Origin of the sequence: Rhodococcus sp. BUPNP1 (genome assembly GCF_002215235.1) — a bacterium.
In the GTDB taxonomy this organism is placed as follows: Bacteria; Actinomycetota; Actinomycetes; order Mycobacteriales; family Mycobacteriaceae; genus Rhodococcus.
This window is the reverse complement of sequence record NZ_NERM01000019.1, coordinates 55,030-77,652: the sequence shown is the minus strand read 5'-3', so window position 1 is coordinate 77,652 and position 22,623 is coordinate 55,030. Positions and strand designations below refer to the sequence as shown.

The window sequence follows — 22,623 nt, the reverse complement described above, 5'->3', positions numbered from 1 at the left end:
CTCACGCAACACCCTTCCCGACGACGTGCGGGTGTCACTCTATCGAGCGGTGTCAGTGGCCGGTCAGGCGCCGGTTGACCAGGCGATTCATCCATCCGGGCGACACCTGGGCGAGTGTGGCGAGCACGGTCGCCTGCCGGCCCACGGGCCGATGCACGCGTCCCGAGCGCCGCGTGGGGCGGGTCGCGTCGAACACCGCGCGGGCGACATCGTCGGCGCCGAGGTTCACGCCCAGGGAGCGTCGCGAGCCGATGTCCATCCCGTCGACCATGTTCGTGTCGACGAACAGCGGCCACAGTGCCTGCACCTTGATGTCGTGGCGGGCCCACTCGAGTTCGAGTGCTTCGGTCAGGCCGCGCACCGCGAACTTGGTGGCGCTGTAGGTGGCGAGTTCGGGCTGTCCGTAGAGCGCCGACGCCGAGCACATGTTCACGATGTGCGCGCCGGGGGTGTCGCGGAGATACGGGAAGGCCGCGTGGCAACCGAGGACGACACCGGTGACGTTGACGTCGACGAGCTGGCGGTGCCGGCTCGCGGGGATGTCCTCGAACGGCCCGGACGACAGCAGCCCGGCGTTGTTGACGAGGACGTCGAGCCGGCCGTCGGTGCAGAACTCCTCGAGGGCGCGGGTCCACGCGGAGGTGTCGGTGACGTCGAGGGCACCGGTGACGATCCGTCCCGCGGTGATCGAGGCGGCCTCCTCGGCGAGGCTCGCGAGCCCGTCGGTGTCGATGTCGAAGGCACCGACGCGGTAACCGTGACGGGCGAAGAGCAGGGCTGTGGAGCGGCCGATACCGGCGGCGGCTCCGGTGATCACCACGCTGGGAACGGACATGGGATCACCCTAATCGCGGGCGGGAGCCGACGGCGCACAGCGGGGATAGGCTGGGATCGGAGGAGCTGTGAATCGTCGTATCGTCGCCACCGTCGCATTCGTCACCGTGGGATATGTCGTCGTTCTCGCGTTGTGGATGAACCTGTTCCTGCCGATCTCCGAACCCGGCACCGAGGGCTTCCAGGTGGTCTTCCTCGTCAGCCTGTACGGCACCGTGCTCGGCCTGTCGGTGGCGCTCGCAGGTCGCCGCTCGGAGGTCATGCGCCGCATCGAACGCGAGGGCTACGAGGGATGGGCGACCATCCGTTCCGCGACACCGCTCGACATGACCTCGACCGGTCAACTGACGCGGCTCGACCTCGAGCTCACGGTGCCCGGATCGGAACCCTATCGCGGCACGGTCGTCTACGAGGTCGACCGCCGCGACCTGCACCGCTACGTGGCCGGTGAGGTCGTGAGCATCTGGGTGGATCCGCTCGACCGCGACCGGATCGTCCTCTACCCCTAGAGGTCCCGGCTCGTGAGAGCGAGAAGCCCTTCCACGAGCAGCAGCTGGGCCACGACGTAGGTGGCCAGCACGAATCCTTCCGCCGCCGCGCGCGTCTTCTCGTCCTTCAGCAGGGTGCGGCGCACCACGATCGATCCGTCGGACAGCGTGAAGATCAGGCCGCCGAGACCGAGCCAACTGCGCCGGTCGGCACCCGGCACGGGCAGACCCGCGCGCACTCGCGCACCGGGCGCGAGTGCGGGGTCTCCGGCGAGGGTCGCGGTGGTGGCGAGCAGGGCGCCGTATCCGGTCAGCGGCGCGGCCACCGAGCGGTTGCGGGCGGCGAGCAGACCGGCCGCACCGGCCAGAGCCCCGGCACGCTGCACCGCGACCGGCTTCGACACCCGCGCACCACGCCGGACGAGGATGCTCGAGTAGGCGGTCTGCATGACGCCGAAACAGGCTGCACCGCTCAGGATCCGACGGTCCTCGTCGGAGCGGATCATGGCGATGTCGCCGAGGGTGGCGGCCGCGAGACCCGCGACCAGCAGGGCGGTGTCGGCGCGATCGGTGTCGCGGGAGCGGCGCAGCACCCGCACGGCGAGCGCCGGTGCGATGAGCGGTTTGGCGACCCGCTGCAGCGTCTCGTTCCCCGACACTCCCCCGACGACGGTGGCGGCCGACACCGCCGCGAACACCGCGTGCTCGATACCCCACCTCGTGCGACTGAACCAACCCATGCGCGCACAGTACCCGGGAGGGGTCAGCAGCGGCGCGCACCGCCGGACGCCGTGGCGCGCAGGAAGGTCGGCGCCGGAAGATCGCGACGTGCAGCGGCGTGGGCGACGGCCTGTCGCACCGGGTCGACGCGGTCGTCCTCGCACAGCGCGATCGCCGACCCGCCGAAACCGCCGCCCACCATCCGGGCGCCGAGTGCACCGGCAGCGACGGCCGCGTCGACGGCGGTGTCGAGTTCGAGGCAGCTGACCTCGAAGTCGTCGCGCAACGAACGGTGCGACGCATCGAGCAGGGGTCCGAGATCCCGGATCCGCCCTGCCCGCAACAACTCCGCGGCCTCCTGAACTCGGGCGATCTCGTCGATCACGTGCCGGGCGCGGCGACGCAGGACGGGATCGTCGATCGGGTCCGCCGACGAGGCGTCGCGCAGGCTCTCCACACCGAGCAGTCGGGTGGCGTCCTCGACCTCACGGCGGCGCTGCCCGTACTGTCCGTCGGCGAGCTCGTGTCCGGTGCCGGTGTCGACGACCAGCACGGTCAGCCCACGGGCTTCCGCGTCGAACGGGATGTGTTCGCTGCTGCCGTCGGCGAAGTCGAGGAGCAGCGCGTGGCCGAGGCGGGCGTGGAGGGCGATCCGCTGGTCGAGCCCACCCGTGGGAGCACCGGCGTAGTCGTTCTCCGCGCGCACGCACGCCGCGGCGAGCCGGTCACGACCGTCGTCGTCGAGGGGCAACCCGGACAGGTCGGCGAGTGCCACCGCGACCGACGTCTCGAGCGCCGCGGACGACGAGAGTCCCGCTCCCACGGGCACGTCCGATGCGACCGCGATGTCCGCGCCGGTGAATCCCGGCGGGTCGAGCGTCCAGATCACGCCGGCGATGTAGGCGGCCCAGCCGTCGACGTGCCGGTCGCGCAGATCGAGGTCGACGCCGTCGAAACCGGAACTGCGCACGCGCAGCAGATGATCGGAGCGGCGACGTACCGCGACGACGGTGACCTGCGGGATCGCCATCGGCAGGCACAGACCCCCGGCGTAGTCGACGTGCTCACCGATGAGATTGACGCGCCCGGGAGCGCACCAGCAGCCCTCGGGTTCGGTGCCGAACTCGGCCGCGAACAGTGCGCGGGCGGTCGCTGCGAGTGTCATGGCGCCACCTCGCGAAGGCGTTCGGCGATCCGTTCGGGGGTGGTGTCGCTGATCCACGCGCCCATCGCGGATTCGGATCCGGCGAGATATTTCAGCTTGTCCGGGGCCCGCCGCAACGAAAAGATCTGGCAGAACAGCCGCACGTCCCCGCGAGGTGCACCGACCGGTGCCTGGTGCCAGGCGGCGATGTAGGGGGCGCGGTCGACACCGGGGAAGAACCGGTCGACGCGGCCGAGCAGGTCGCGCTGGACGGCGGCGAGTTCGTCGCGTTCGTGTTCGTCGAGGGCGGCGAGATCCGGGACGTCGCGGTGCGGGACGAGGTGCACCTCGACGGGCCAGCGCGCCGCGGCGGGAACATAGGCCGACCACGCGTCGCCGGAGACCACGAGCCGGGTGCCCGCGCGTCGTTCGGCGTCGAGAATATCGCCCTGCAACGACCTGCCGGTCCGCCCGCGATGCTCGCGGGCGCGGTCGAGCAGGGCCTGCGAGCGCGCCGGGACGAACGGATAGGCGTAGATCTGTCCGTGCGGATGCTGCAGTGTCACACCGATTTCCACACCCCGGTTCTCGAAACAGAAGACCTGCTCGACATCCGGCAGCTGCGACAGCGCGGCGGTGCGGGCGGCGAGCGCATCGATGACGGTACGCGCCCGCGGCATGGAGAGGTCGGCGAACCGGGCGTCGTGGTCGGGGGTGAACGCGACGACCTCGCAGCGGCCGGTCGCCGGTCGTCGTGGCCACAGACCCTCGTCGTCGACGAGATCCTCACCGGCCGAGGGCGCCCCGAGCGACGGGAAACGGTTCTCGAACACGACGACGTCGTAGTCGTCGGCCGGGATCTCGGTGCACGCGTCGGCCCTGCTCGGACACAGCGGGCAGTCGACGGCCGACGGCAGGAAGGTGCGATCCATGCGGTGGGCCGCGAAGGTGACCCACTCCCCCGTCAGCGGGTCGCGGCGCATCTCGGAGGTCGCCGCGACCGGCGGCAGGTCGCGGCGGTCGTGGAGGTCGCGGGTCGCGGCACCGGAGACGAACGGCTCGGTGTCGTCGAAGTAGATCAGTTCCCGGCCGTCCGCGAGATGCGTGACGGTCTGCCGGACCCGCGCCCCCACGCGGCTACTTGTCGTCCAGACCCAAGTCGGCGAGGCCGAGCAGGGAACGGTACTCGACGCCTTCGGCGGCGATGACCTCGTCGGCGCCGGTCGCGCGGTCGACGACGGTCGCGACACCCACGACGATGGCACCGGCCTCGCGCAGCGCCTTGACGGCGGTGAGCGGCGAGTTGCCGGTGGTGGTGGTGTCCTCGACGACGAGCACGCGCTTGCCGGTGACGTCCGGTCCCTCGATCTGCCGCTGCATGCCGTGTGCCTTGGCGGCCTTGCGGACGACGAAGGCGTCGATGGGTCGTCCGGGGGCGTGCATGACGGCGAGAGCGACGGGGTCGGCACCCATGGTCAGGCCGCCGACGGCGTCGAAGTCCCAGTCGGAGACGAGTTCGCGCAAGAGCTTGCCGATCAGCGGGCCGGCCTTGTGGTGCAGGGTCGCGCGGCGCAGGTCGACGTAGTAGTCGGCTTCCTTACCGGACGACAGGGTCACGCGGCCGTGCACCACCGCCAGCTCGCGTACCAGTGCTGCCAGTTCGTCGCGGTCACTCATTGCGTCCTCACCCGTCGTTCGGCGGCGCGACGCCGGTGCGGTCGCGCTCGTGTCGGGGAACGAGCCTAGTCGCTGCGGGTCGCAGGTCAGGCAGCGACGGTGTCGGAGGTCGCCTCGGACTCCGACCGGACGTCGTTCTCGACAACCTTCGCATCGACGGTCTCGTGCCTGCGGGCCGGCTCGGATGCGGCGACGGGCGCGGGCGCCTCGAACAGCACGACCGGGCCGACGGCCGCGAGCTTCGCGAACAACGACGTGGGGAATCGGCCGACCGCGGTGTTCAGGGCGCCGCCGAGGTCGTTGTGTACGCGGACGGCTCCGGCGATGCGCTGCTCGCGGGTCTGCAGTTCCCGGGCGACCCGGATGAACGGCCAGTGGTTGACCCCTTCGAGTCCACCGATCAACTCGTGGAGCGTCGCGGACAGCGCGTTCTCCGCACCGGCGCGCTCGGTGAGGCCGAGTCGCTGGTCGCGCACGCCGATGGCGAGCGAGCGGGCGCCGACGACGGGCCGGATGCGCTCACGTTCGACGCCGGCACCGGCCGACGCCGCGATGAGCGCGGGCACGAGATCGTAGCGGTCGTCGAGTTCGTGGAGGAGCAGGCGCAGGCTCTCCCGGTGGCGTTGCTGCAACGTCCGAAGACGGCGCACGCCTGTGCGCAACCACAGCACCACCGTAACCACGACAGCAACACAGAGCACCACAGCCACAGACGTCACGCGCAGAAATGTACCGAGCGCACGAATCGCGTCGAAGACTGCACCCGGCGTGTCCTACACGGTGTATCCGTACCGTGATCTGGCAACGCCCGCCGTCAGTTCGTCCGGCGACGATCAGGTGCGGCCGCGACCGTTGCCGAAGGTGTTGGTCAGCTTCCGCACGAGGTTCTGCGGCACCAGTCGTCCCGCCGTGGCGAGCACCTTGTACTGCAGCCCGGGGATGCTGCGGACCTTGCCCTTGTCGAGGTCGGCGAGCGAGGTGCGCACCACCTGGTCGACGTCGAGCCACATCAGGTTCGGGGTGGACGACATGTCGATCCCGGCGCGCTGGTGGAACTCGGTGCGCACGAAGCCGGGGCACAGTGCCTGCACCCGTACGCCCGTGCCGGCGAGGCCACCGGCCAGCCCTTCCGTGAACGACACGACATAGGCCTTGCTGCCGGAGTAGGTGGAACCGCGCCCGGGCAGCAGACCGGCCACGCTCGCGACGTTGACGATGTCGCCCCGGCCCGCCTCGATCATCGACGGGAGCGCGGCACGGGTGAACGCGACGACCGAGGTGACGTTGACGTCGAGCTGTGCCTGCAGCAGCGCCGGATCGGCGGTCCAGAACTCGCCGGTCGTGCCGAAGCCGGCGTTGTTGACGAGCATGTCGACACCGCGACCGAGTCGTTCGACGACGAGATCGCGACCGTCGGCGCTCGCCAGGTCGGCGACGATGATCTCCGATGCCGCCCCGAACTTCTGCTTCAGCTCGGCGGCGAGTTCGTCGAGGGCGGGACGGGTGCGGGCGACGAGCACGAGGTCGTAACCGCGACTCGCGAGGGTGCGGGCGAAACCCGCACCGATTCCCGAGGTGGGGCCGGTCACGAGCGCGACAGGGCGGGCGGAAGTCATGGCCGCCACACTAACGACACGCGACGCGCGCGACCACCTCTCGAGGATCTACCTCAGTGACAATTCTCGGCGTTCCGCCTCAGTGACGGGCGGAGGGCCGTCCCGGATCCTGCGACCCCCGGTCGAGTTCCTCGGGTTCGACGACGGGCGGCAGCACGTGGAGGATGCCCGACAGCCGCGCGACGGTCTCGATGGCCGAGTCCCATTCGCGTCCGGTGCTGCCGATGGGGATCGAACCGAGCGTCCACTCGCCTTCGCTCCACAGCATCTGCACGTGGTCGGGGATGGACTCGGTGAACGCGACCATCCGCTGGTCGCACACGCGGCGTGCGATCTCGAGGTCGGTGGCGAAGACGATGCGCGGCCCGATCGAACCGAGCAGGTTCATGTCGGGATCCTTCGGCGGCGGCGTCGACTTGAGCCGCAGATCGATGTCGACGTCGGAGCCGACCTTGCGGCGGACCGCGATGATCGTCGCGGTCTCCTCGATGTCGAACAGGACGAACTCCTCGCCGCGGCGAACCCCGCGGACGATGTCGATCGCGCCGAGATATTCCTGCTTGGCGAGCGCCGCGCGGTGCCAGGTGGACGGCAGGTGGTCCTCGGCGGAGGTGTACTTGTAGCCCTGCGCCTTGGCCCAGATCTCCCGGATACGACCCGACTGTTCCCGCCGCGTCCGGTCGACGTAGAGCAGCGCGACCGCACCCAGCAGTGCGACCGCGGCCAGAGAGAACCACATGACAGTCATCGTCGAGTCAGCCTAGCGGGTCAGCGGCCCGAACCACCGAAGGATGGGAGGGACGCGCTGACGACGGTCTCGGCGGTCATCCGTCCCTGCTCGACGGCACTGCCGGTCGCCACGGCGGTCGCTCCGACCTCGAGGCTGTCGGCGGTGTTGCCGGTCAGGGTGATGATCTCGGTGTCGGGGGTGAGGACGACGGTGACCGTCGAACCACCGATGACGCCGAGGGTGATGCTGCCGCCGTCGTTCGCGGTGATCGTGCCCACGACCGCGCCCGCGTCGCCCATGACCTCGCCGAGTCCGCCGGGGATCCGGTCGAGCGGCAGTCCCGGTGTGGTCGGTTCGGGTGCCGGCGGGAGAGTCGCCGTCGGCGGGGGCGCGACGGTGGCCGGGGCGCGATCCGACGCGACCCGCGAGGTGGAGTCGTCGGGCCGGCTGAGCAGGAACCCGATGGTGCCGCCGAGCGCGATGAGGACCACCGCGGCGAGCGCGATCAGTCCCCAGCGCGGGCCGCGCGGCTTCCCGGCATCCGCGCCGGGTACCGGACCCGTGGGTGGCTGCCCGGGGATTCCGTGCCCCGGCGTTCCCGGTCCCGGGTTCATCGCCGTCTGCGGGTTACCGGGGTCGTATCCGGGGAGCACCTGTGTGGGCTGATAGCCGTGCGGGGGCGGGTAGCCCGGCCGAGGCGGATACGGCTGTTGCAACGAAGGACCCTGGGGGGAGGGATAGGCCTGGGTGGGCTGGTACTCGCTCCCCTGCGCGCCCCACTGCTCGTAGCGGGTGTACGCCACCGTCGGGTTGGTGACCGGCCGCCCGTACGCCTCGGTCGGGTCGTCGGTGTGCAGCACGCGGGTCGCGTCGTCGTCCGTCCCGTTCGACGACTCGTCGAGTGCGTAGGCCCGTTCCTGCGGGGTGCGCGGATCCTGGGGATTCGTCATAACGCCTTCCAGAGTAGGCGCGCGCGGCCCCGGCGGCTCCTGCCACCGAGACCGCGCACGGGTGCCGTCAGGCGCTGATCACGAGGTGGTCGCCGTCCTCGCTGACGCCCACGTGGACGGTGTCTCCGTCCTTGATCTCACCGGCGAGCAGCTTCTTGGCGAGCTGGTCGCCGACCGCCTGCTGGATCAGGCGGCGCAACGGACGTGCACCGTACTGCGGGTCGTAGCCGCGTACCGCCAGCCAGAACCGCGCGGTGTTCGAGACGTCCAACGTCAGTCGCCGTGCCGACATGCGGTCGGCGAACTGGTCGAGCTGGATGTCGACGATCTTCTCGAGCTGCTCCTCCGAGAGCGGGTCGAAGATCACGACGTCGTCGAGCCGGTTGATGAACTCCGGCTTGAACGCCGCCCGCACCGCCGCCATGATGTGCTCCCGATCGCCACCCGCACCGAGGTTCGACGTGAGGATCAGGATGGTGTTGCGGAAGTCGACCGTGCGCCCCTGGCCGTCGGTGAGACGACCGTCGTCGAGCACCTGCAGCAGCGTGTCGAAGACGTCCGGGTGGGCCTTCTCGACCTCGTCGAACAGCACCACCGTGTAGGGGCGGCGCCGCACGGCCTCGGTCAGCTGACCGCCGGCCTCGTAGCCGACGTAGCCCGGAGGCGCACCGACGAGGCGTGCCACCGAGTGCTTCTCGCTGTACTCGGACATGTCGATCCGCACCATGGCGCGTTCGTCGTCGAACAGGAAGTCGGCGAGCGCCTTCGCCAGCTCCGTCTTGCCGACACCGGTCGGGCCGAGGAACAGGAAGGACCCTGTCGGACGGTTCGGGTCGGCGACACCGGCACGTGCACGACGCACCGCGTCGGAGACGGCCTGCACCGCGACGTCCTGGCCGACGACCCGCTTGCGCAGTTCGTCCTCCATCCGCAGCAACTTGGCGGTCTCGCCCTCGAGCATGCGGCCGGCGGGGATGCCGGTCCATGCCGCGACGACGTCGGCGACGTCGTCCGGGCCGACCTCCTCCTTGAGCATCAGGTCGCCACCGGCGGTGGTACCCGACGCGGCGGCTGCCGCCTCGAGCTTCTTCTCCAGCTCGGGGATGCGGCCGTAGCGCAGCTCGGCCGCCTTGCCGAGGTCGCCGTCGCGTTCGGCGCGTTCCTCCTCACCGCGCAGGGATTCGAGCTGTTCCTTGATCTCCCGCACGGAGTCGATCGCGGTCTTCTCGTTCTGCCAGCGCGTGGTGAGCTGGTTGAGCTTCTCCCGCTCGTCGGCGAGTTCGGCGCGCAGCTTCTCGAGGCGTTCCTTCGAGGCCTCGTCGCTCTCCTTCTGCAACGCCATCTCCTCGATCTCGAGGCGACGGACGATGCGTTCGACGGTGTCGATCTCCTCGGGACGCGAGTCGATCTCCATCCGCAGGCGCGAGGCCGCCTCGTCGACGAGGTCGATGGCCTTGTCGGGCAGGAAGCGCGAGGTGATGTACCGGTCGGACAGCGTCGCCGCCGCGACGAGCGCGGAGTCGGTGATGCGCACGCCGTGGTGCACCTCGTAGCGCTCCTTGAGGCCGCGCAGGATGCCGACGGTGTCCTCGACACTCGGCTCCCCCACCAGAACCTGCTGGAAGCGGCGTTCGAGGGCCGCGTCCTTCTCGATGTACTTGCGGTACTCGTCGAGGGTTGTGGCACCGACCAGCCGCAGCTCACCGCGGGCGAGCATCGGCTTGATCATGTTGCCGGCGTCCATCGCCGACTCGCCGGTCGCGCCGGCACCGACGATGGTGTGGAGCTCGTCGATGAAGGTGATGATCTGCCCGGCCGATTCCTTGATCTCGTCGAGCACGGCCTTGAGGCGTTCCTCGAACTCGCCGCGGTACTTCGCGCCCGCGACCATCGAGCCGAGGTCGAGGGAGATGACGGTCTTGCCGCGCAGCGACTCGGGGACGTCCCCGGCGACGATGCGCTGAGCGAGGCCCTCGACGATGGCGGTCTTGCCGACACCCGGCTCACCGATGAGGACCGGGTTGTTCTTGGTCCTGCGGGAGAGCACCTGGACGACACGGCGGATCTCGTTGTCGCGACCGATGACCGGGTCGAGCTTGCCTTCGCGCGCCCGCGCCGTCAGATCGGTGGAGTACTTCTCCAGGGCCTGATAGCTGGCCTCGGGATCGGCGGAGGTCACGCGGCGGTTGCCGCGGACGGTCGTGAAGGCGTCGCGCAGGGCGGCCGGCGTCGCGCCGTGCCCGGCGAGGAGCTTCGCGACGTCGGAGTCGCCACCGGCGAGGCCGACGAGGACATGCTCGGTGGAGACGAATTCGTCGGTGAGTTCGGTGGCGAGTTTCTGCGCCGCGGTCATGGCCGCAATCGCCTCACGCCCGAGCTGTGGCGTGGTGGTCGCACCACTGGTCTGCGGAAGGCGACGGACGAGGTCCTCGGCTTCCCTGCGGACCGCGGCCGGGTCGACGCCCACCGCTTCGAGCAGCGGGCCGGCGATGCCGTCGGTCTGGTCGAGCAGTGCCACGAGCAGGTGTGCCGGACGGATCTCCGGGTTGCCCGCAGCGGACGCCGACTGAAGTGCGGCGGTGAGTGCGGCCTGGGTCTTGGTCGTCGGATTGAACGAGTCCACTGCGCGCCCCTTTCTTTCTCGGTGCACTCCACGCGCAGGCGAGTGCCCCATGTCGATTCTGCAGCCGATTCCCTGCATCGGGCAGGTCTCGGTGATGTCGAATTCTTCAACTGATCGTAAGTTGAGTTTGTTCCACTCAACTTTCCTGAGTGTAGTGACTCTGATCACAAACCGCTCGCAGGTTGTGACGGACCCGGCGGTCAGTGGCCGGGCGCCCTGCAACCGACTACAGTGGCGGCGTTCGCGCAGCACGGATACAGGGAGGATGGCGTGGAGGCTTTCGCCATCGCCCGGGTTCAGCTCAGCTTCGCGTCGATCATCGCCACCCCCACCGGAGCCGAACGGTTCGCGACGGCGTTCTACACCGCCATGTGGAGCGAGTCCACCGGCATCCGCTCACTGTTCCCCGCCGGCATGGAGTCGATGCGGCAGCGTTTCGCGACCGCGGTCGGCTGGGTCGTCGCCCGCCTCCACGAGCCGGGCACCGTCGACAGGTTCCTCGCCCAGCTCGCGCGCGACCACCGGAAGTACGGGGTCGAGCCGCTGCACTACCGCGTCGCGGGCAACGCACTGCTCGCCGCGGTCCGCGAATGCACTCCCCTGATCCTGTGGACGGCCGCGCTCGAACGCACATGGGCCGAGGTCGTCGACGGGGTCGTCGAGACGATGGCGACCGCCGCGGCCACCGACGACCTGCCCGCCTCGTGGGGCGCCACCGTCGTCGGCCACGAACGCGTGCTCCCCGATCTGGCGATCATCCGGCTCGAGGCCGACAGCCCGATCCCCTACTACGCGGGCCAGTACATGAGCGTGCAGATCCCGCAGCGCCCGCACATGTGGCGGTACCTGTCCGCTGCGATTCCCCCGAATCCGTACGGGCAGATCGAATTCCATGTCCGCCGGGTCTCCACCGGATGGGTGAGCCCCGCGCTCGTCGGCGAGACCGCCGTCGGTGACCGATGGACGATCGGCCCACCGCTCGGCGGCCTGCACGTCGACCGTGAGAGCGGCCAGGACGTGCTGATGATCGCGTCCGGCACCGGCCTCGCGCCGATGCGCGCCCAGATCATGGAGATGGCGATGCGCGGCGACAACCCGCGCGTCCACCTGTTCTACGGCGGCAAGTATCCGTGCGATCTGTACGACCTCGAGACGCTGTGGCAGATCGCCACGACCAACCCATGGCTGACCATCGTGCCGGTGCTCGAGGAGAAGGAGAACCCTTGGTGGCACCCGGTTCCCGTGAAGGAACCGCCCACCGGCCTCAACCGGCCGATGTACGGCAAGCTCGGTAAGGTCGCCGGGCAGTTCGGCCCGTGGGCCGACCGTCAGATCCAGATCGCCGGGTCGCCGTCGATGATCCGCACGACGCTGTACGCGCTGTCGGCAGCGGGAACGCCGCGTCAGAACATCAGCTTCGACCCGCTCTGATCTGCTTGCGCAGCTTCCGTGCTGCGAGAACGTTCCGCGTCAGCGAGATGGGGTTCGGTGGCACCCATCCGGCCTGCTTCGCCATTCCGAGATCGTCGCGTACGGCCCAGTGCTCGACCACCTTGCCGTCGGCCACCCGCAGCCAATGGGTCTGCCGCACCGAGAACCGCTTCCCCGTGGGCGCGAACACCTGATCGACGCGCCCGTACTCGTCGTAGGTCACGAACGGACCTTCGTGCCGGGCCGACATGACGGAGTCGACGACGACGAGACCGTCCTCCTCCACGACGTGCCTCACCTCGAACCTCAGGTCCGCGAAGGCCTCGCGCAACCACAGTGCAGTCGCGAAGAAACCCTCGGGCCCCGGCGCTCTCGCGGCCGGCGGTTCGTCCTTCGCCTCGTGGTTGACCGCATCGGCGGACACCACCTCCTCGAAGACGCTGCGGTCACCGTCGACCATGATCATCATGGACCGCACGGCGAGAGCCCTCTTCTCCTCCGAACCGAGTTCCGAGGTGGACGCCGGAGTGGAATGTTCGATCTTCACGGCACTCTCCTGCCTGTGAAACGAGACGATCGACCCCCGGTTCGAGTATGAACCGGCCGGTCGGGAAGTCAACGCCGCAGGAGAAGGGAAACGGTGGCTACATCCGCTGCGCCGCGACCGCCCGCGCGAACTCCGGATGCGCCTGCGAGATGACGAGTTCCGAACCGTCCTCGGCCACGGACATTCCCAGCGACGCCCGCTTCGGTTCGAGCACCCGCAGGGCGACGTAGATCGGGAGGAACGACAGACCGAAGACACTGAGCAGCGCGAGACCGTAGATCTTGGGAGCGCCCTGCACGAGCGCGAACACCAGCGCGAGGAAGATGACGCCGAGGACCGTGCAGGTCGCGGCGGCGGCGATCTGCCACCGCGTGCGGACGGCGACGCAGCGAGCGCACACAGGCCAGTCCACCGCGGCGACCTGCACCGTGTAGGCGGCCTCGAGCGCCGAACCGAACCGGTTCGATCCCTGGCGGGGCTCCGACGCGTCGGCCGCGACCGTCACCCGGACACGTCCGGTCTCGGGCTCTCCGTGGCGCGGGCAGATCGGGGGGATGGGATCGATCGGTCGCATCGAACCGTCTCCGAGCGTGCTCGTCGCTCCCGAGCCCGGATACTCGACTGCCAACCGCACCTCGACCCGCTGGGCGTCCCCGTTCACCATGCGAGGGAGTATGTCAGGCCGCACTCCCCGGTGAAAGCCGAGGATCTATCGGCCGCGTCGCCTCTCCGTCTCGGCCACGAAATTCGGGTGGGCGTACGCGACAACGAGGGCCGACCCGTCGATCGGAGCCTCGAAACCCCACCAGCCCTGACGCATCTGTCTGACGAAGATCGCCGGGGTCGGAACGAGGAAGATTCCGAACACGAACAGCGACCACAGGGCCATGTACTCGCGGGCCCAGCCGAGGGCCGCCATCTGCACCGCGACGAGCAGGCAGACCAGTCCGCCCAGCATGCACAGCCACATCGCCCACCGTGTCAGCCGATCGATCCGGACGCACCGCGCACACATCGGTACGTCGAACGCGATCACGTGTGGCTTGTGCTGCGCACGTGCACGCCACGTACTGGCCTTCGCCGCAGCTTCGGTACCGATGATGCGGATCTGCGCGCGACTGTGCCGGATCTTGCGATAGGTGGTGACCCAGGTGTGCACGCGCTCGACCTCCGGCACCCCGTGCACAGGACACACGGGTGGAAGCTCATCCTTCACCGTCAGCTGGACGGGTCGGCCCCCCAGTCGTGTCGGTATCGCATCGTCACGGTCCTTTGTCTCGAAACGCACATGCGCAAGACCATTTTTCGTGTTCCCCCCGGTCGTCACGGCGTGCACTGTAGCGGGCGTCGCAAACGCCGTTGCGATGGCCTACACTCTCGTCCGATCACGACTGGGGGATGTCTTGACACGATCGAATCTGTATGTGGACCCGGACGACCTACGCGCTGCAGCACACGATCTGCGCGATCTGGCCGACCAGGCGGATGGTGCACGCCGTTACGCCGATCGCTGGCTGACGCCTCCTGAGACCGGGGGACTGATCTACTTCGATGTCGTCGAACGGGTGCACACGGCCCGTGCCCGGCTGACGGCTCTCTACGACGAGTTGGGTGTGGCGATCGACCGGGCGGCGACGGCGATGACCGAATCCGCACGGACATACGAGGACACCGAACTGGGCACTTCGGCGCAGTTCGAGCGCACCGATCCGGACATCGGCTGGTGAGCGCTCGTCCGGACGATGCGCTCGTCGAACCCACCGCGTCCGATCCCATACCGGACCTGCTCGAACGCACCCTGGGGATGTACTACCTCTCCCCGAGCTTCTACGTCGCCGAACTCTGCAAGTTCGTGGTGGGCACGGATCCGTGGGTGTACGCGGCCCAGCACTGCGGTGGCGACTGGGAGTCGGTGCTGCGCACGAGCGATGGCGTGAACAGGCTGGCCACCTTCCACCGTGCGTACGCGACGGCCGTCGACGACGTCCACGGCACGGTTGCCCCGTGGGGCGGATCGGCGGGCGGGGCCGCCGGTCGTTATCTCACCGATCTGCAGAACGCCCTCGACGAACAGGCCCGGGCCGTTCACGGGATCTCTGAGCAATTGGAGAAGATCGCCGTGTCGATGTACGAACTGAACCAGGCATTCGCCGAAATCCTCTCGGTCATAACCGATGCAGCCATCAGAGTTCTGATCAGGATCGCGGCGACGAGTATCGCCGCCGCAACCGGTGTCGGCGTTCTGGGCTCGGCGGCCATTGCAGCGTCCTCCGTGGTGGACCTGGTGATCATCAGCGACCAGTGGAGGAAGGCGATCGACGTCCACACCACAGTGTGGACGTCCATCCAGGGCCTCATCGGTGTGCTCGCCGGAAATCTCGCGAAGATCGAGAACATCGAGATCCCGGGCCTCCCCGCAGTCTAAGCACCACGGTGCCGCACAGAAATCGAGAAGACATGGACGAACCCGAGATCGTCGTCGACGTCGCGCGCGGCGATGCCACCCTGTCCCGCGAGATCGTCACGTCATTGCGGTCGATCGCCGACGCCACGGGCGACCCGGCCTTCGCGAAGCTCGTCGAGCAGGTGACGTCGGGTGAGCTGGGGGTGCGGGAACTCGCCGGTACAGAAGTGTTCTCGTCGATGCTCGACCGTCTGGTCGCCCCGGTCCTCGAGTCGCTGAAGGAGACGACCTTCGAGGATCTCGTCGAGGAGCGTCCCGACCCTCATATGTAACGCAGATCACACTTCTTGCGATGATCCATCATCAGCCACACACAGAGGAACGGACATGAGCAGGATTCACGTGTGGCTCGCGATGATCGTCGTCATCGCGGGGATCGGGCTGACGGGCCCGACCGCGTCGGCCGCAACGCCCTATTGCGGCATCCACTGGGGTTCGCTGGACAAGGTGAACCCGACGATGGTCGCCTCACCGTTCACCGCCGTGCGGGCGGGACGGCACGAGTGCTTCGACCGGATCGTCGTCGATCTCGCCGGGCCGGCCGCGGGCTACCGCGTCGGCTACGTCCCTGCCGTCCACGAGGACGGATCAGGGTTCGAGGTCCCTCTGCGCGGAGGCGCCTATCTCCAGGTGGTCGTCCTCGCGCCCGCCTACTACGTACCGGCGAACCGGCGCGAGGTCGTCGACGTGAGCGGGTACCGGACTCTGCGGCAGGTGGCGTGGGCCAACAGTTTCGAAGGCCAGACCACCCTCGGGGTCGGGGTACGGGCCCGGCTGCCGTTCCGGGTGTTCACCCTCGACGGGCCCGGTAGCGGTTCCCGGGTGGTGCTGGACGTCGCGCACCAGTGGTGAGGCAGGACATCGGGATATCCAGGTCCACGAATCCGGTTGACGCACAGTCGGCCCCGGCAACCGCGATCGATTGCCGGGACCGGCCGTCACGAGAGCAGGGTCAGCGATAGGACGCCCGCAGCGTCTTCTTGTCGAGCTTGCCCAGCGGAGTCAGCGGCAGCGCGTCGAGGAAGTCGACCGACTTGGGTGCGTGCACCGAACCCTTTGCGGCACGCACCTTCTCGATCAGTTCCTCGGCCGGCACCGACTGACCGTCGCGCAGCACGACACACGCCTTGACGGCCTCGCCCCACTTGGTATCCGGCACACCGACGACGGCCACCGACGCGACCGCCGGGTGCGACGAGATGACGTCCTCGATCTCGCGGGGGAAGACGTTGAAGCCTCCGGTGACGATCATGTCCTTCTTGCGGTCGACGATCGTCATGAAGCCGTTCTTGTCGGCGCGCGCGACGTCACCCGTGTGCAGCCATCCGCCGCGCAGCGCCTCGGCGGTCTCCTCCGGCTTGTTCAGATAGCCCTTCATCACCAGCGGGCCGCGCACACAGATCTCGCCGAGTTCGCCCTGCGGCACCTCGTTCAGGTCGTCGTCGAGCAGACGGACGTCGAGCCACGGCACGGGGCGACCACACGACGCGAGGCGGCTCGGATCGTCGGGGAGGTGTTCTTCCTTGCGCAGCACCGAGATGGTCATGCCGCATTCGGACTGGCCGTAGAACTGGAAGAAGACCGGGCCGAGCCGCTCGATCCCTTCGCGCAGGCGGGACGGCGACATCGCCGACGCACCGTAGAACAGGGTCTCGAGGCTCGACAGGTCGCGGCTGTCGAAATCGGGATGGTCGAGCAGCATGTAGATCATCGTCGGCACGAGCATGGTCGCGTTGATGCGATGCTTCTCGATCGCTTCGAGCACGAGCGCAGGATCGAAGTGCGGCAGCACGTAGAGGCATCCGCCGCGCAGGAGCGTGGGGACGAAGAACGCCGCACCCGCGTGCGAGAGCGGGGTGCACACGAGGAAGCGCGGCTGCTCGGGCCACTGCCACTCGGCCATCTGGATCTGATTCAGGGCCGCGCCCGAACGGAACGAGCCCATCACGCCCTTCGGCTTCCCGGTGGTGCCGCCGGTGTAGACGATGGACGAGGTGTCCTCGATGTCGACAGGCGCGGACACGAGGCGCTGCTCGGTGAACTCCTCGGACAGGGCGAGGATGTCGGTGCCCACCGAGGACGGGCCGAGGGAGAACAGGTTCTTCAGGGTCGGCACCTGCTCGCGCAGCTCCGCGGCGCGTTCCTCGAAGTGGCGGGGATCGAAGATCAGGGTCTCGATCTCGGCGTCGGTCGAGATGTACTGGTGGTCGGAGAGCGAACCCATGGGGTTCAGGGCCGTGTTGCGGCAGCCGGCGACCATCGTGGCGCCCATCGAGATGAGCACCTCGGGCCGGTTCTTGGACAGCATCGCCACCGCCGATCCCTGCCCGACCCCGACGGACGCGAGCGCCTGCTGGAACCGGCTGATGGCAGCGCGCATCTCGGCTCCGGTGAGGACGACGTCACCGAGGTGCAGGGCGGGCCGGTCGGCGCTGCGGTCGAGCGCGGTGATGAGGAGATCGGGCGTGAATGCGGGGCGGTAGAGGTCGGCGTACTCCTCGGGCATGGTCGTCCTTCCGGTGTGCTGTGACGGTCCGTTGTGTGACGTCACCGGTCGGCGTTCTCCGCTGTGGTGACCATCACCTGCCGTTCGTCACGATAACCTCTCGATGCCGAAAACTGAAACACGTTCCACTCTGCCTTTTCGCCGATTTCTCGCCTAGAGTCTTGGGCACGTCACAGCACACCACCGGGGGATCACGCATGCAGTCGGCCACGCCGTCACCGAGCGAGACCGAAACGGCAGTCACCGCAACCGTCGTCGAACATCATCGGCTCCGGCACGACCTCGTCGTCGTGCGTCTCGAATGCGACGACGCGATCGTCGATTTCCGCCCCGGGCAGTACGTCGACGTGGCCGTGCCGCAACGTCCCACGCTGCCGCGTCGCCTCTCCCCCGCGCTGCCACCGTCGCTGGACGGCAAGCTCGAGTTCCACGTGCGCACGGTCCCGGGTGGCTGGGTGAGCGGCGCGATCGTCGCCGACACCCAACCGGGCGACGTGTGGCAGATCGGCGCCGCCCGCGGCGGCGACCTCCACATCGACGACACCGGCCGCATCGTCATCATGGTGGCCGGCGGCACGGGCCTCGCGCCGCTGCGGTCGTTGATCCTCGACACGGCGCGTCGCCCGGATCCGCCCCGCACCTTCCTGTTCACGGGCGCCCGCAACCCGCGCGACCTGTACGCCGCCGACATGCTCATGCTCCTGTCGGAGGCGCTGCCGTGGCTGACGGTGGTGCCGGTCGTGGAGACCCTCGAGATCCCCGACATCCCCGACCCCTGGTTCGATCGCATCGCCCCGCGCATCGACGAGTTCGGACCCGACCCCGACGAACTGCTCGAGGGCAGCGTCGACGAGGTCGTCACGTCCTACGGTGCGTTCGGCGACCACCAGGTGCTCGTGTGCGGCCCGGCGGCCATGGTGCGCACCACCGCTCAGCGGCTGATCGAGACCGGTACCCCGGTCGAGAACATCCGCTACGACCCGTACTGAGTGCCCCGGCGCACCGGCCGGCGCTCTACGAAGCGGCCGCGGTCACCCAGGCACGGGCGACGACCGACCCGGACGAGTCCGTGCCGACGAGCGCGACGTCCTCGACGTTCTCGTGATCGGTGCGGTAACGCTGCAACACGGTCACCGACCAGGTCGGTGATCCGGGACCCGCGGAGTGCTCGTAGAAGCGCATCCGGAGCCGCCGCACATCGGCGAGGTCGAACCGTTCGACAACCGAATGCAGCAGTTCGTCGGCGTACGGGGTGGGCACACCGTGCTCACCGCCCGGACGCGCCGATCCGGACACGAAGACCTCGGCGACGACCCGCCCGATCTCATCGACGTATCCGAGTGTCCGGTCGAGCCGGCCGGACGCCTCGTCACGGTTGTCGCGGGCCCGGCAGGTCAGCGCGTCGGTGGTGGGTGGCGCGAAGAACACGACGTCCACTTCGTCCACCGGGCCGTCTTCGGGACGGGGCCCGGCTCCCCAGAGGGACAGCACGGTAGGGAGGGAACGGACGTCCCCGTTCGTGATCGTCACATGCCCTCCCTACCTCTCGGATCGTCCGCTCAGGCGACCGGTGCGTCCGACGATGCTGCGTCGCGTGCCGCGATGTACCCGAAGACCAGGCCCTGCCCGATGGTGGCGCCGGCACCGGGATAGCGGTGGCCGAACGCGTTGGCCGCGGTGTTGCCGATGGCGTAGAGACCGGCGATGGGGCTGCCGTCCTCGCGGAGGACCCGCGCCCGTTCGTCGGCGCGCACGCCACCGCACGTGCCGAGATCGCTCAGCGTCATCTTCACCGCGTAGAGCGGGCCGTGCGTGAGGGGTCGCAGGTTCGGGTTCGGCTGGACGGTCGGGTCACCGTAGTAGCGGTCGTAGGCACTGCCGCCACGTCCGAACTCGGAATCCGTTCCCGCCGCCGCGTCCTCGTTGAACTTGCCGAACGTCGCGGCGAAGGTGTCCACCGGCACGCCCATCGACGCCGCGAGTTCCGCAGCGGTGGTGCCGCGGTGGGCGATGCCCGCCTTGTACCAGGCCTCCGGGAGCGGCTGGCGCGGGAACACCCCGGCCGCGAAGACGTAGCTGTTGCGGTACTTCTGGTCGAAGACGATCCACATCGACTCGATCGGATCGCCGGCACGCTCGCGTTCGAGCACCAACTGTCCGAACGACATGTAGTCGGACGACTCGTTGGTGAACCGGCGTCCCGTCTGGTCGACGATGAACGAGCCGGGCAGCGAACGCTCGGCGAGCATGACCATCGGCGGCTTGCCCGGGCGGGTCGGCGCGACGGCGGGGAACCACCAGGCCTGGTCCATGAGGGCGAGATCGGCACCGACCTCCTGGGCCGCCTTGATCGCATCGCCGGTGTTGGTCTCCGCCCCGAGGCTCTCGTGGTCGAGCAGACGCTCGGACTGGAACTTGCGGCGCATCTCCATGTCGTGGTCGAACCCGCCGGCGGCGAGCACCACCCCGCGACGCGCGGTCACCGTCACCTCACGTCCGTTCTGCGCTACGACGGCACCGGTGACACGGTCGCCGTCGGTGAGCAGACGCACCAGCGACGTCTCGGTCCACACCGGCACACCGGCCTTCAGCACACCCGCGAACAGTCCGGCGGCGATCGCCTGTCCACCGGCGACGTATTCACGCTTGACGGCGAGACCGGCGACACCCTGGGCGAGCCGCTTGAAGATGCGCGGAAAACCCTTGTGCGGCACGCGCAGCATGAGGTTCATCCACTTGTAGTCGGCACCGGTGGTGGGCATCGGCAGGCTCGCCTCCATGAGGCCGGGACGCAGTCGACCGCGCTCCTCACCGAGGACCGACAGGTCCAGGGGCAGGCACTCGCAGCTGCGGCCGACCGCCGAACCACCCGCCAGTTCGGGGTGATAGTCGGAGTAGCCCTCTGCCCAGAACAGCTTCATGGGGGTGGTGCGCTGGAGCATCTCGACGGTGGCGACACCGTTGTCGACGAAGGCCTCGCCCCGCTCGACCGGCGCCGTGCCGTCGACGACCGTCCGCACGTAGGTGTGGCCGCGCTCGATGGTGTCGCCGCTTCCCGCCGCGTCGAGTACCGGATTGGCCGGCACCCAGAACGCACCGCCGGAACGGGCGGTCGATCCGCCGACGTAGGCCGATTTCTCCACGATGAGGGCGGACAGGCCCGCCTCGTGCGCGGTGAGCGCGGCGGCCATGCCGGTACCGGACCCGATCACGAGCAGGTCCACGGTCGTGTCGCGGGCTGTGGTCACGGCCGGTACAGGGGTCTTGGCCATCGACTGTCTCCTTCACATCGTTGTCTTCCGGACGGTATGGCAGCTCCGGGAGTCGTAACATGCGTGATCCCGATCACCGGGAGAACGCGAGGACGGACGATCGGTCTCCGACGGTCCGATCATTCCGGCGAGGCGAAGACGCCGGAGAGGTAGGCGACGATCTCGTGGAACAACTCCTCCGCAGCAGGTAGCACGGCTGTCATGGTCGCGAAACCGTGCATCATCCCGTCGTACCGCCGTAGTTCGACCGGCACACCGGATTCCTGCATACGCCGCGCGTACTCCTCGGTGCCGTCGCGCGTGGGGTCCACTTCGGCGGTGGCGACGAAGGCGGGCGGCAGGCCGACCAGGTCGCCGGCGAGGCCCGGAGATGCCTGCACAGAACGCCGGTCGGCGGGATCCGGCACGTACATGTCCCAGAACCAGTGACAATCCTCCGGGGACAGCAGTGCCGTGGCGTACTCGGGATTGGTCACTTCCATCACCGCAGTCCCGTACAGGGAGATCTGCGCGAGAGGACATGGAAGACCGGTCTCGTGGAGTTGCTGGGCCAACGCGAAGGTCAGAGTGCCACCGGCACTCTCGCCTGCGATCACTGCTCGCGTCACGTCGACGGGCCGAAGTTCATCGGGCGCAGAGGTGATCCATTCCCAAACACTCCGACAATCGTCGAGCGCCGCCGGACAGGGGTGTTCCGGCGCCAGCCGGTAGTCCACGGAGACGATGACGGACCGGGATGCGATGCTCAACTTCCGCAGGTACTCCTCGTTCTGGTCGAGATTTCCGACGGCGAATCCTCCACTGTGCATCCACTGCACCACCGGCAACCCCGGGTCGTCGGACGGCCGGTAGACGCGCACGGGAACGCCACCACCGGCAGAGGGAACGACGCTGTCCTGTCGATGATGAATGGGTGTCGTTGCCGGAATCGCGTGTGCAGCGAGAGCGGCACGCAGATCCTCCACAGGCGTCTCGTGCATGGGCTTCGCCATGCGTGTTGCAGATGCATCGACCACCCGCTGGGCTTCCGGTGAGAGCGGCATATGTTCTCGTTTCGTCGACGTCTCGTACGGGCCGGGACGGTTCCGATCGCGGTGGCGGCCGTTCGGATCAGAGAACTCGCGCGGACACCTCTGCGAAGTGATCGGCGTATCTCACCGAGTCCTGGGTATCGAGGACGACGTGGACAGCACTGAAGACCGGTCCCGCTTCGGTGGCCCGGATGCTGCCGCGCACGATGCCACTCGATACGTTGAACGGCCTACCGTCGACGATCTTGGTGACGAAGATGTAGGACGAGAACTCGACCTCTCCGTCCGCGACGCCGGTGACGAACACATTGGTGCCGTTGTGGCGCAGCGGATAAGGGCTGTTGCGCCGGTGGTCGTCCTTCCACGCCATCACATTGGCGGCGCCACGCACGTCGACGCGGATGAAGTCCTCGTAGTCGGTCTCACCCGTGTCGCTCGCGCAACTGAAGGCGATGTCGTCGGCCATGAGCGCCCGAAGTTCGATGGGATTCCATTCGTCGTAATGGAACCACCAGGCCGCGACGAGGGCGCTGACGGTGCCCGGATCCACGGTCGACTCGTTCATGGAACTCTCCTGGAAGTCGGGGCGG

At 68.6% G+C, this 22,623-nt stretch carries 25 protein-coding genes; 7 read left to right on the top strand and 18 right to left on the bottom strand.

What is annotated here, in order from left to right; translation table 11 throughout:
- Window positions 1-52 precede the first annotated feature (52 nt).
- Window positions 53-835, bottom strand: coding sequence for an SDR family oxidoreductase (locus B9C99_RS18700; protein ID WP_088898896.1), 783 nt, complete (start codon window positions 833-835; stop codon window positions 53-55).
- Window positions 836-902: 67 nt separating this feature from the next.
- On the opposite strand from B9C99_RS18700, the gene B9C99_RS18695 reads away from it, so the two are divergent.
- Window positions 903-1,343, top strand: a complete 441-nt coding sequence (locus B9C99_RS18695; protein WP_016691493.1) for a hypothetical protein — start codon at window positions 903-905, stop codon at window positions 1,341-1,343.
- Here the strand turns inward: B9C99_RS18695 and B9C99_RS18690 are convergent.
- From B9C99_RS18690 to clpB, 9 genes are all read right to left on the bottom strand, one after another.
- Window positions 1,340-2,062: a lysoplasmalogenase family protein gene (locus B9C99_RS18690; RefSeq protein ID WP_088898895.1), complete on the bottom strand. Its 723-nt coding sequence runs from the start codon at window positions 2,060-2,062 to the stop codon at window positions 1,340-1,342. The two genes, B9C99_RS18695 and B9C99_RS18690, sit on opposite strands and share 4 nt — an antisense overlap.
- A 23-nt stretch (window positions 2,063-2,085) precedes the next feature.
- On the bottom strand, window positions 2,086-3,207 hold the full coding sequence (gene galK / locus B9C99_RS18685; RefSeq protein ID WP_088898894.1) for a galactokinase: 1,122 nt from the start codon (window positions 3,205-3,207) through the stop codon (window positions 2,086-2,088).
- Window positions 3,204-4,319 (bottom strand): galactose-1-phosphate uridylyltransferase, encoded by a 1,116-nt coding sequence (gene galT / locus B9C99_RS18680; RefSeq protein WP_088898893.1) that lies wholly within the window; start codon window positions 4,317-4,319, stop codon window positions 3,204-3,206. Before galT ends, galK begins: the two co-directional genes overlap by 4 nt.
- Window positions 4,320-4,323: 4 nt before the next feature.
- Window positions 4,324-4,863: an orotate phosphoribosyltransferase gene (pyrE, locus tag B9C99_RS18675; protein ID WP_016691489.1), complete on the bottom strand. Its 540-nt coding sequence runs from the start codon at window positions 4,861-4,863 to the stop codon at window positions 4,324-4,326.
- Window positions 4,864-4,949: 86 nt separating this feature from the next.
- Window positions 4,950-5,537 (bottom strand): LemA family protein, encoded by a 588-nt coding sequence (locus B9C99_RS18670; RefSeq protein ID WP_172415004.1) that lies wholly within the window; start codon window positions 5,535-5,537, stop codon window positions 4,950-4,952.
- Window positions 5,538-5,696: 159 nt separating this feature from the next.
- Window positions 5,697-6,479, bottom strand: coding sequence for an SDR family oxidoreductase (locus B9C99_RS18665; RefSeq protein ID WP_016691487.1), 783 nt, complete (start codon window positions 6,477-6,479; stop codon window positions 5,697-5,699).
- Window positions 6,480-6,558: 79 nt separating this feature from the next.
- A complete protein-coding gene (locus tag B9C99_RS18660; protein WP_016691486.1) occupies window positions 6,559-7,218 on the bottom strand; it encodes a hypothetical protein in 660 nt (219 codons plus the stop codon).
- A 29-nt stretch (window positions 7,219-7,247) separates the two neighbouring features.
- On the bottom strand, window positions 7,248-8,159 hold the full coding sequence (locus B9C99_RS18655) for a hypothetical protein (protein WP_088898891.1): 912 nt from the start codon (window positions 8,157-8,159) through the stop codon (window positions 7,248-7,250).
- 67 nt (window positions 8,160-8,226) lie between these two features.
- Window positions 8,227-10,782: an ATP-dependent chaperone ClpB gene (gene clpB, locus B9C99_RS18650; protein ID WP_088898890.1), complete on the bottom strand. Its 2,556-nt coding sequence runs from the start codon at window positions 10,780-10,782 to the stop codon at window positions 8,227-8,229.
- 270 nt (window positions 10,783-11,052) lie between these two features.
- Between clpB and B9C99_RS18645 the strand changes: the two genes are divergently transcribed.
- On the top strand, window positions 11,053-12,213 hold the full coding sequence (locus B9C99_RS18645) for an FAD-binding oxidoreductase (RefSeq protein ID WP_088898907.1): 1,161 nt from the start codon (window positions 11,053-11,055) through the stop codon (window positions 12,211-12,213).
- Here the strand turns inward: B9C99_RS18645 and B9C99_RS18640 are convergent.
- The 3 genes from B9C99_RS18640 to B9C99_RS18630 form a co-directional block, all read right to left on the bottom strand.
- Window positions 12,194-12,760, bottom strand: coding sequence for an ester cyclase (locus B9C99_RS18640; protein ID WP_039585569.1), 567 nt, complete (start codon window positions 12,758-12,760; stop codon window positions 12,194-12,196). The genes B9C99_RS18645 and B9C99_RS18640 overlap by 20 nt on opposite strands.
- 97 nt (window positions 12,761-12,857) lie before the next feature.
- Window positions 12,858-13,424 carry a hypothetical protein gene (locus tag B9C99_RS18635; protein WP_006553007.1) on the bottom strand — a complete coding sequence of 189 codons (567 nt, stop codon included), beginning with the start codon at window positions 13,422-13,424 and terminating at the stop codon, window positions 12,858-12,860.
- Between the two features lie 45 nt (window positions 13,425-13,469).
- Window positions 13,470-13,937, bottom strand: a complete 468-nt coding sequence (locus B9C99_RS18630; RefSeq protein WP_186455207.1) for a hypothetical protein — start codon at window positions 13,935-13,937, stop codon at window positions 13,470-13,472.
- Window positions 13,938-14,163: 226 nt separating this feature from the next.
- On the opposite strand from B9C99_RS18630, the gene B9C99_RS18625 reads away from it, so the two are divergent.
- The 4 genes from B9C99_RS18625 to B9C99_RS18610 are packed head-to-tail and all read left to right on the top strand — an operon-like array spanning window position 14,164 to window position 16,076.
- Window positions 14,164-14,487, top strand: a complete 324-nt coding sequence (locus B9C99_RS18625) for a type VII secretion target (protein WP_232622146.1) — start codon at window positions 14,164-14,166, stop codon at window positions 14,485-14,487.
- A complete protein-coding gene (locus B9C99_RS18620) occupies window positions 14,484-15,185 on the top strand; it encodes a hypothetical protein (protein ID WP_016692896.1) in 702 nt (233 codons plus the stop codon). Before B9C99_RS18625 ends, B9C99_RS18620 begins: the two co-directional genes overlap by 4 nt.
- Before the next feature lie 32 nt (window positions 15,186-15,217).
- Window positions 15,218-15,496, top strand: coding sequence for a hypothetical protein (locus tag B9C99_RS18615; RefSeq protein ID WP_059384651.1), 279 nt, complete (start codon window positions 15,218-15,220; stop codon window positions 15,494-15,496).
- A 55-nt stretch (window positions 15,497-15,551) separates the two neighbouring features.
- Window positions 15,552-16,076 (top strand): hypothetical protein, encoded by a 525-nt coding sequence (locus B9C99_RS18610; protein ID WP_026061274.1) that lies wholly within the window; start codon window positions 15,552-15,554, stop codon window positions 16,074-16,076.
- A 100-nt stretch (window positions 16,077-16,176) separates the two neighbouring features.
- Here the strand turns inward: B9C99_RS18610 and B9C99_RS18605 are convergent, their stop codons facing one another.
- Window positions 16,177-17,730, bottom strand: a complete 1,554-nt coding sequence (locus B9C99_RS18605) for an AMP-binding protein (RefSeq protein WP_059384652.1) — start codon at window positions 17,728-17,730, stop codon at window positions 16,177-16,179.
- Between the two features lie 197 nt (window positions 17,731-17,927).
- On the opposite strand from B9C99_RS18605, the gene B9C99_RS18600 reads away from it, so the two are divergent.
- Window positions 17,928-18,719 carry an FAD-binding oxidoreductase gene (locus B9C99_RS18600; RefSeq protein ID WP_059384653.1) on the top strand — a complete coding sequence of 264 codons (792 nt, stop codon included), beginning with the start codon at window positions 17,928-17,930 and terminating at the stop codon, window positions 18,717-18,719.
- Window positions 18,720-18,744: 25 nt separating this feature from the next.
- Here B9C99_RS18600 and B9C99_RS18595 read toward each other — a convergent pair whose 3' ends face one another.
- From B9C99_RS18595 to B9C99_RS18580, 4 genes are all read right to left on the bottom strand, one after another.
- Window positions 18,745-19,260, bottom strand: coding sequence for a hypothetical protein (locus B9C99_RS18595; protein ID WP_059384654.1), 516 nt, complete (start codon window positions 19,258-19,260; stop codon window positions 18,745-18,747).
- A gap of 29 nt (window positions 19,261-19,289) precedes the next feature.
- Window positions 19,290-21,002: a 3-ketosteroid-delta-1-dehydrogenase gene (locus tag B9C99_RS18590; RefSeq protein WP_059384655.1), complete on the bottom strand. Its 1,713-nt coding sequence runs from the start codon at window positions 21,000-21,002 to the stop codon at window positions 19,290-19,292.
- 119 nt (window positions 21,003-21,121) lie between these two features.
- Complete coding sequence (locus B9C99_RS18585; RefSeq protein WP_253250126.1) at window positions 21,122-21,994, bottom strand: alpha/beta hydrolase; 873 nt, start codon at window positions 21,992-21,994, stop codon at window positions 21,122-21,124.
- Window positions 21,995-22,112: 118 nt separating this feature from the next.
- Window positions 22,113-22,598 (bottom strand): hypothetical protein, encoded by a 486-nt coding sequence (locus B9C99_RS18580; protein WP_225623617.1) that lies wholly within the window; start codon window positions 22,596-22,598, stop codon window positions 22,113-22,115.
- Between the last annotated feature and the right edge of the window lie 25 nt (window positions 22,599-22,623).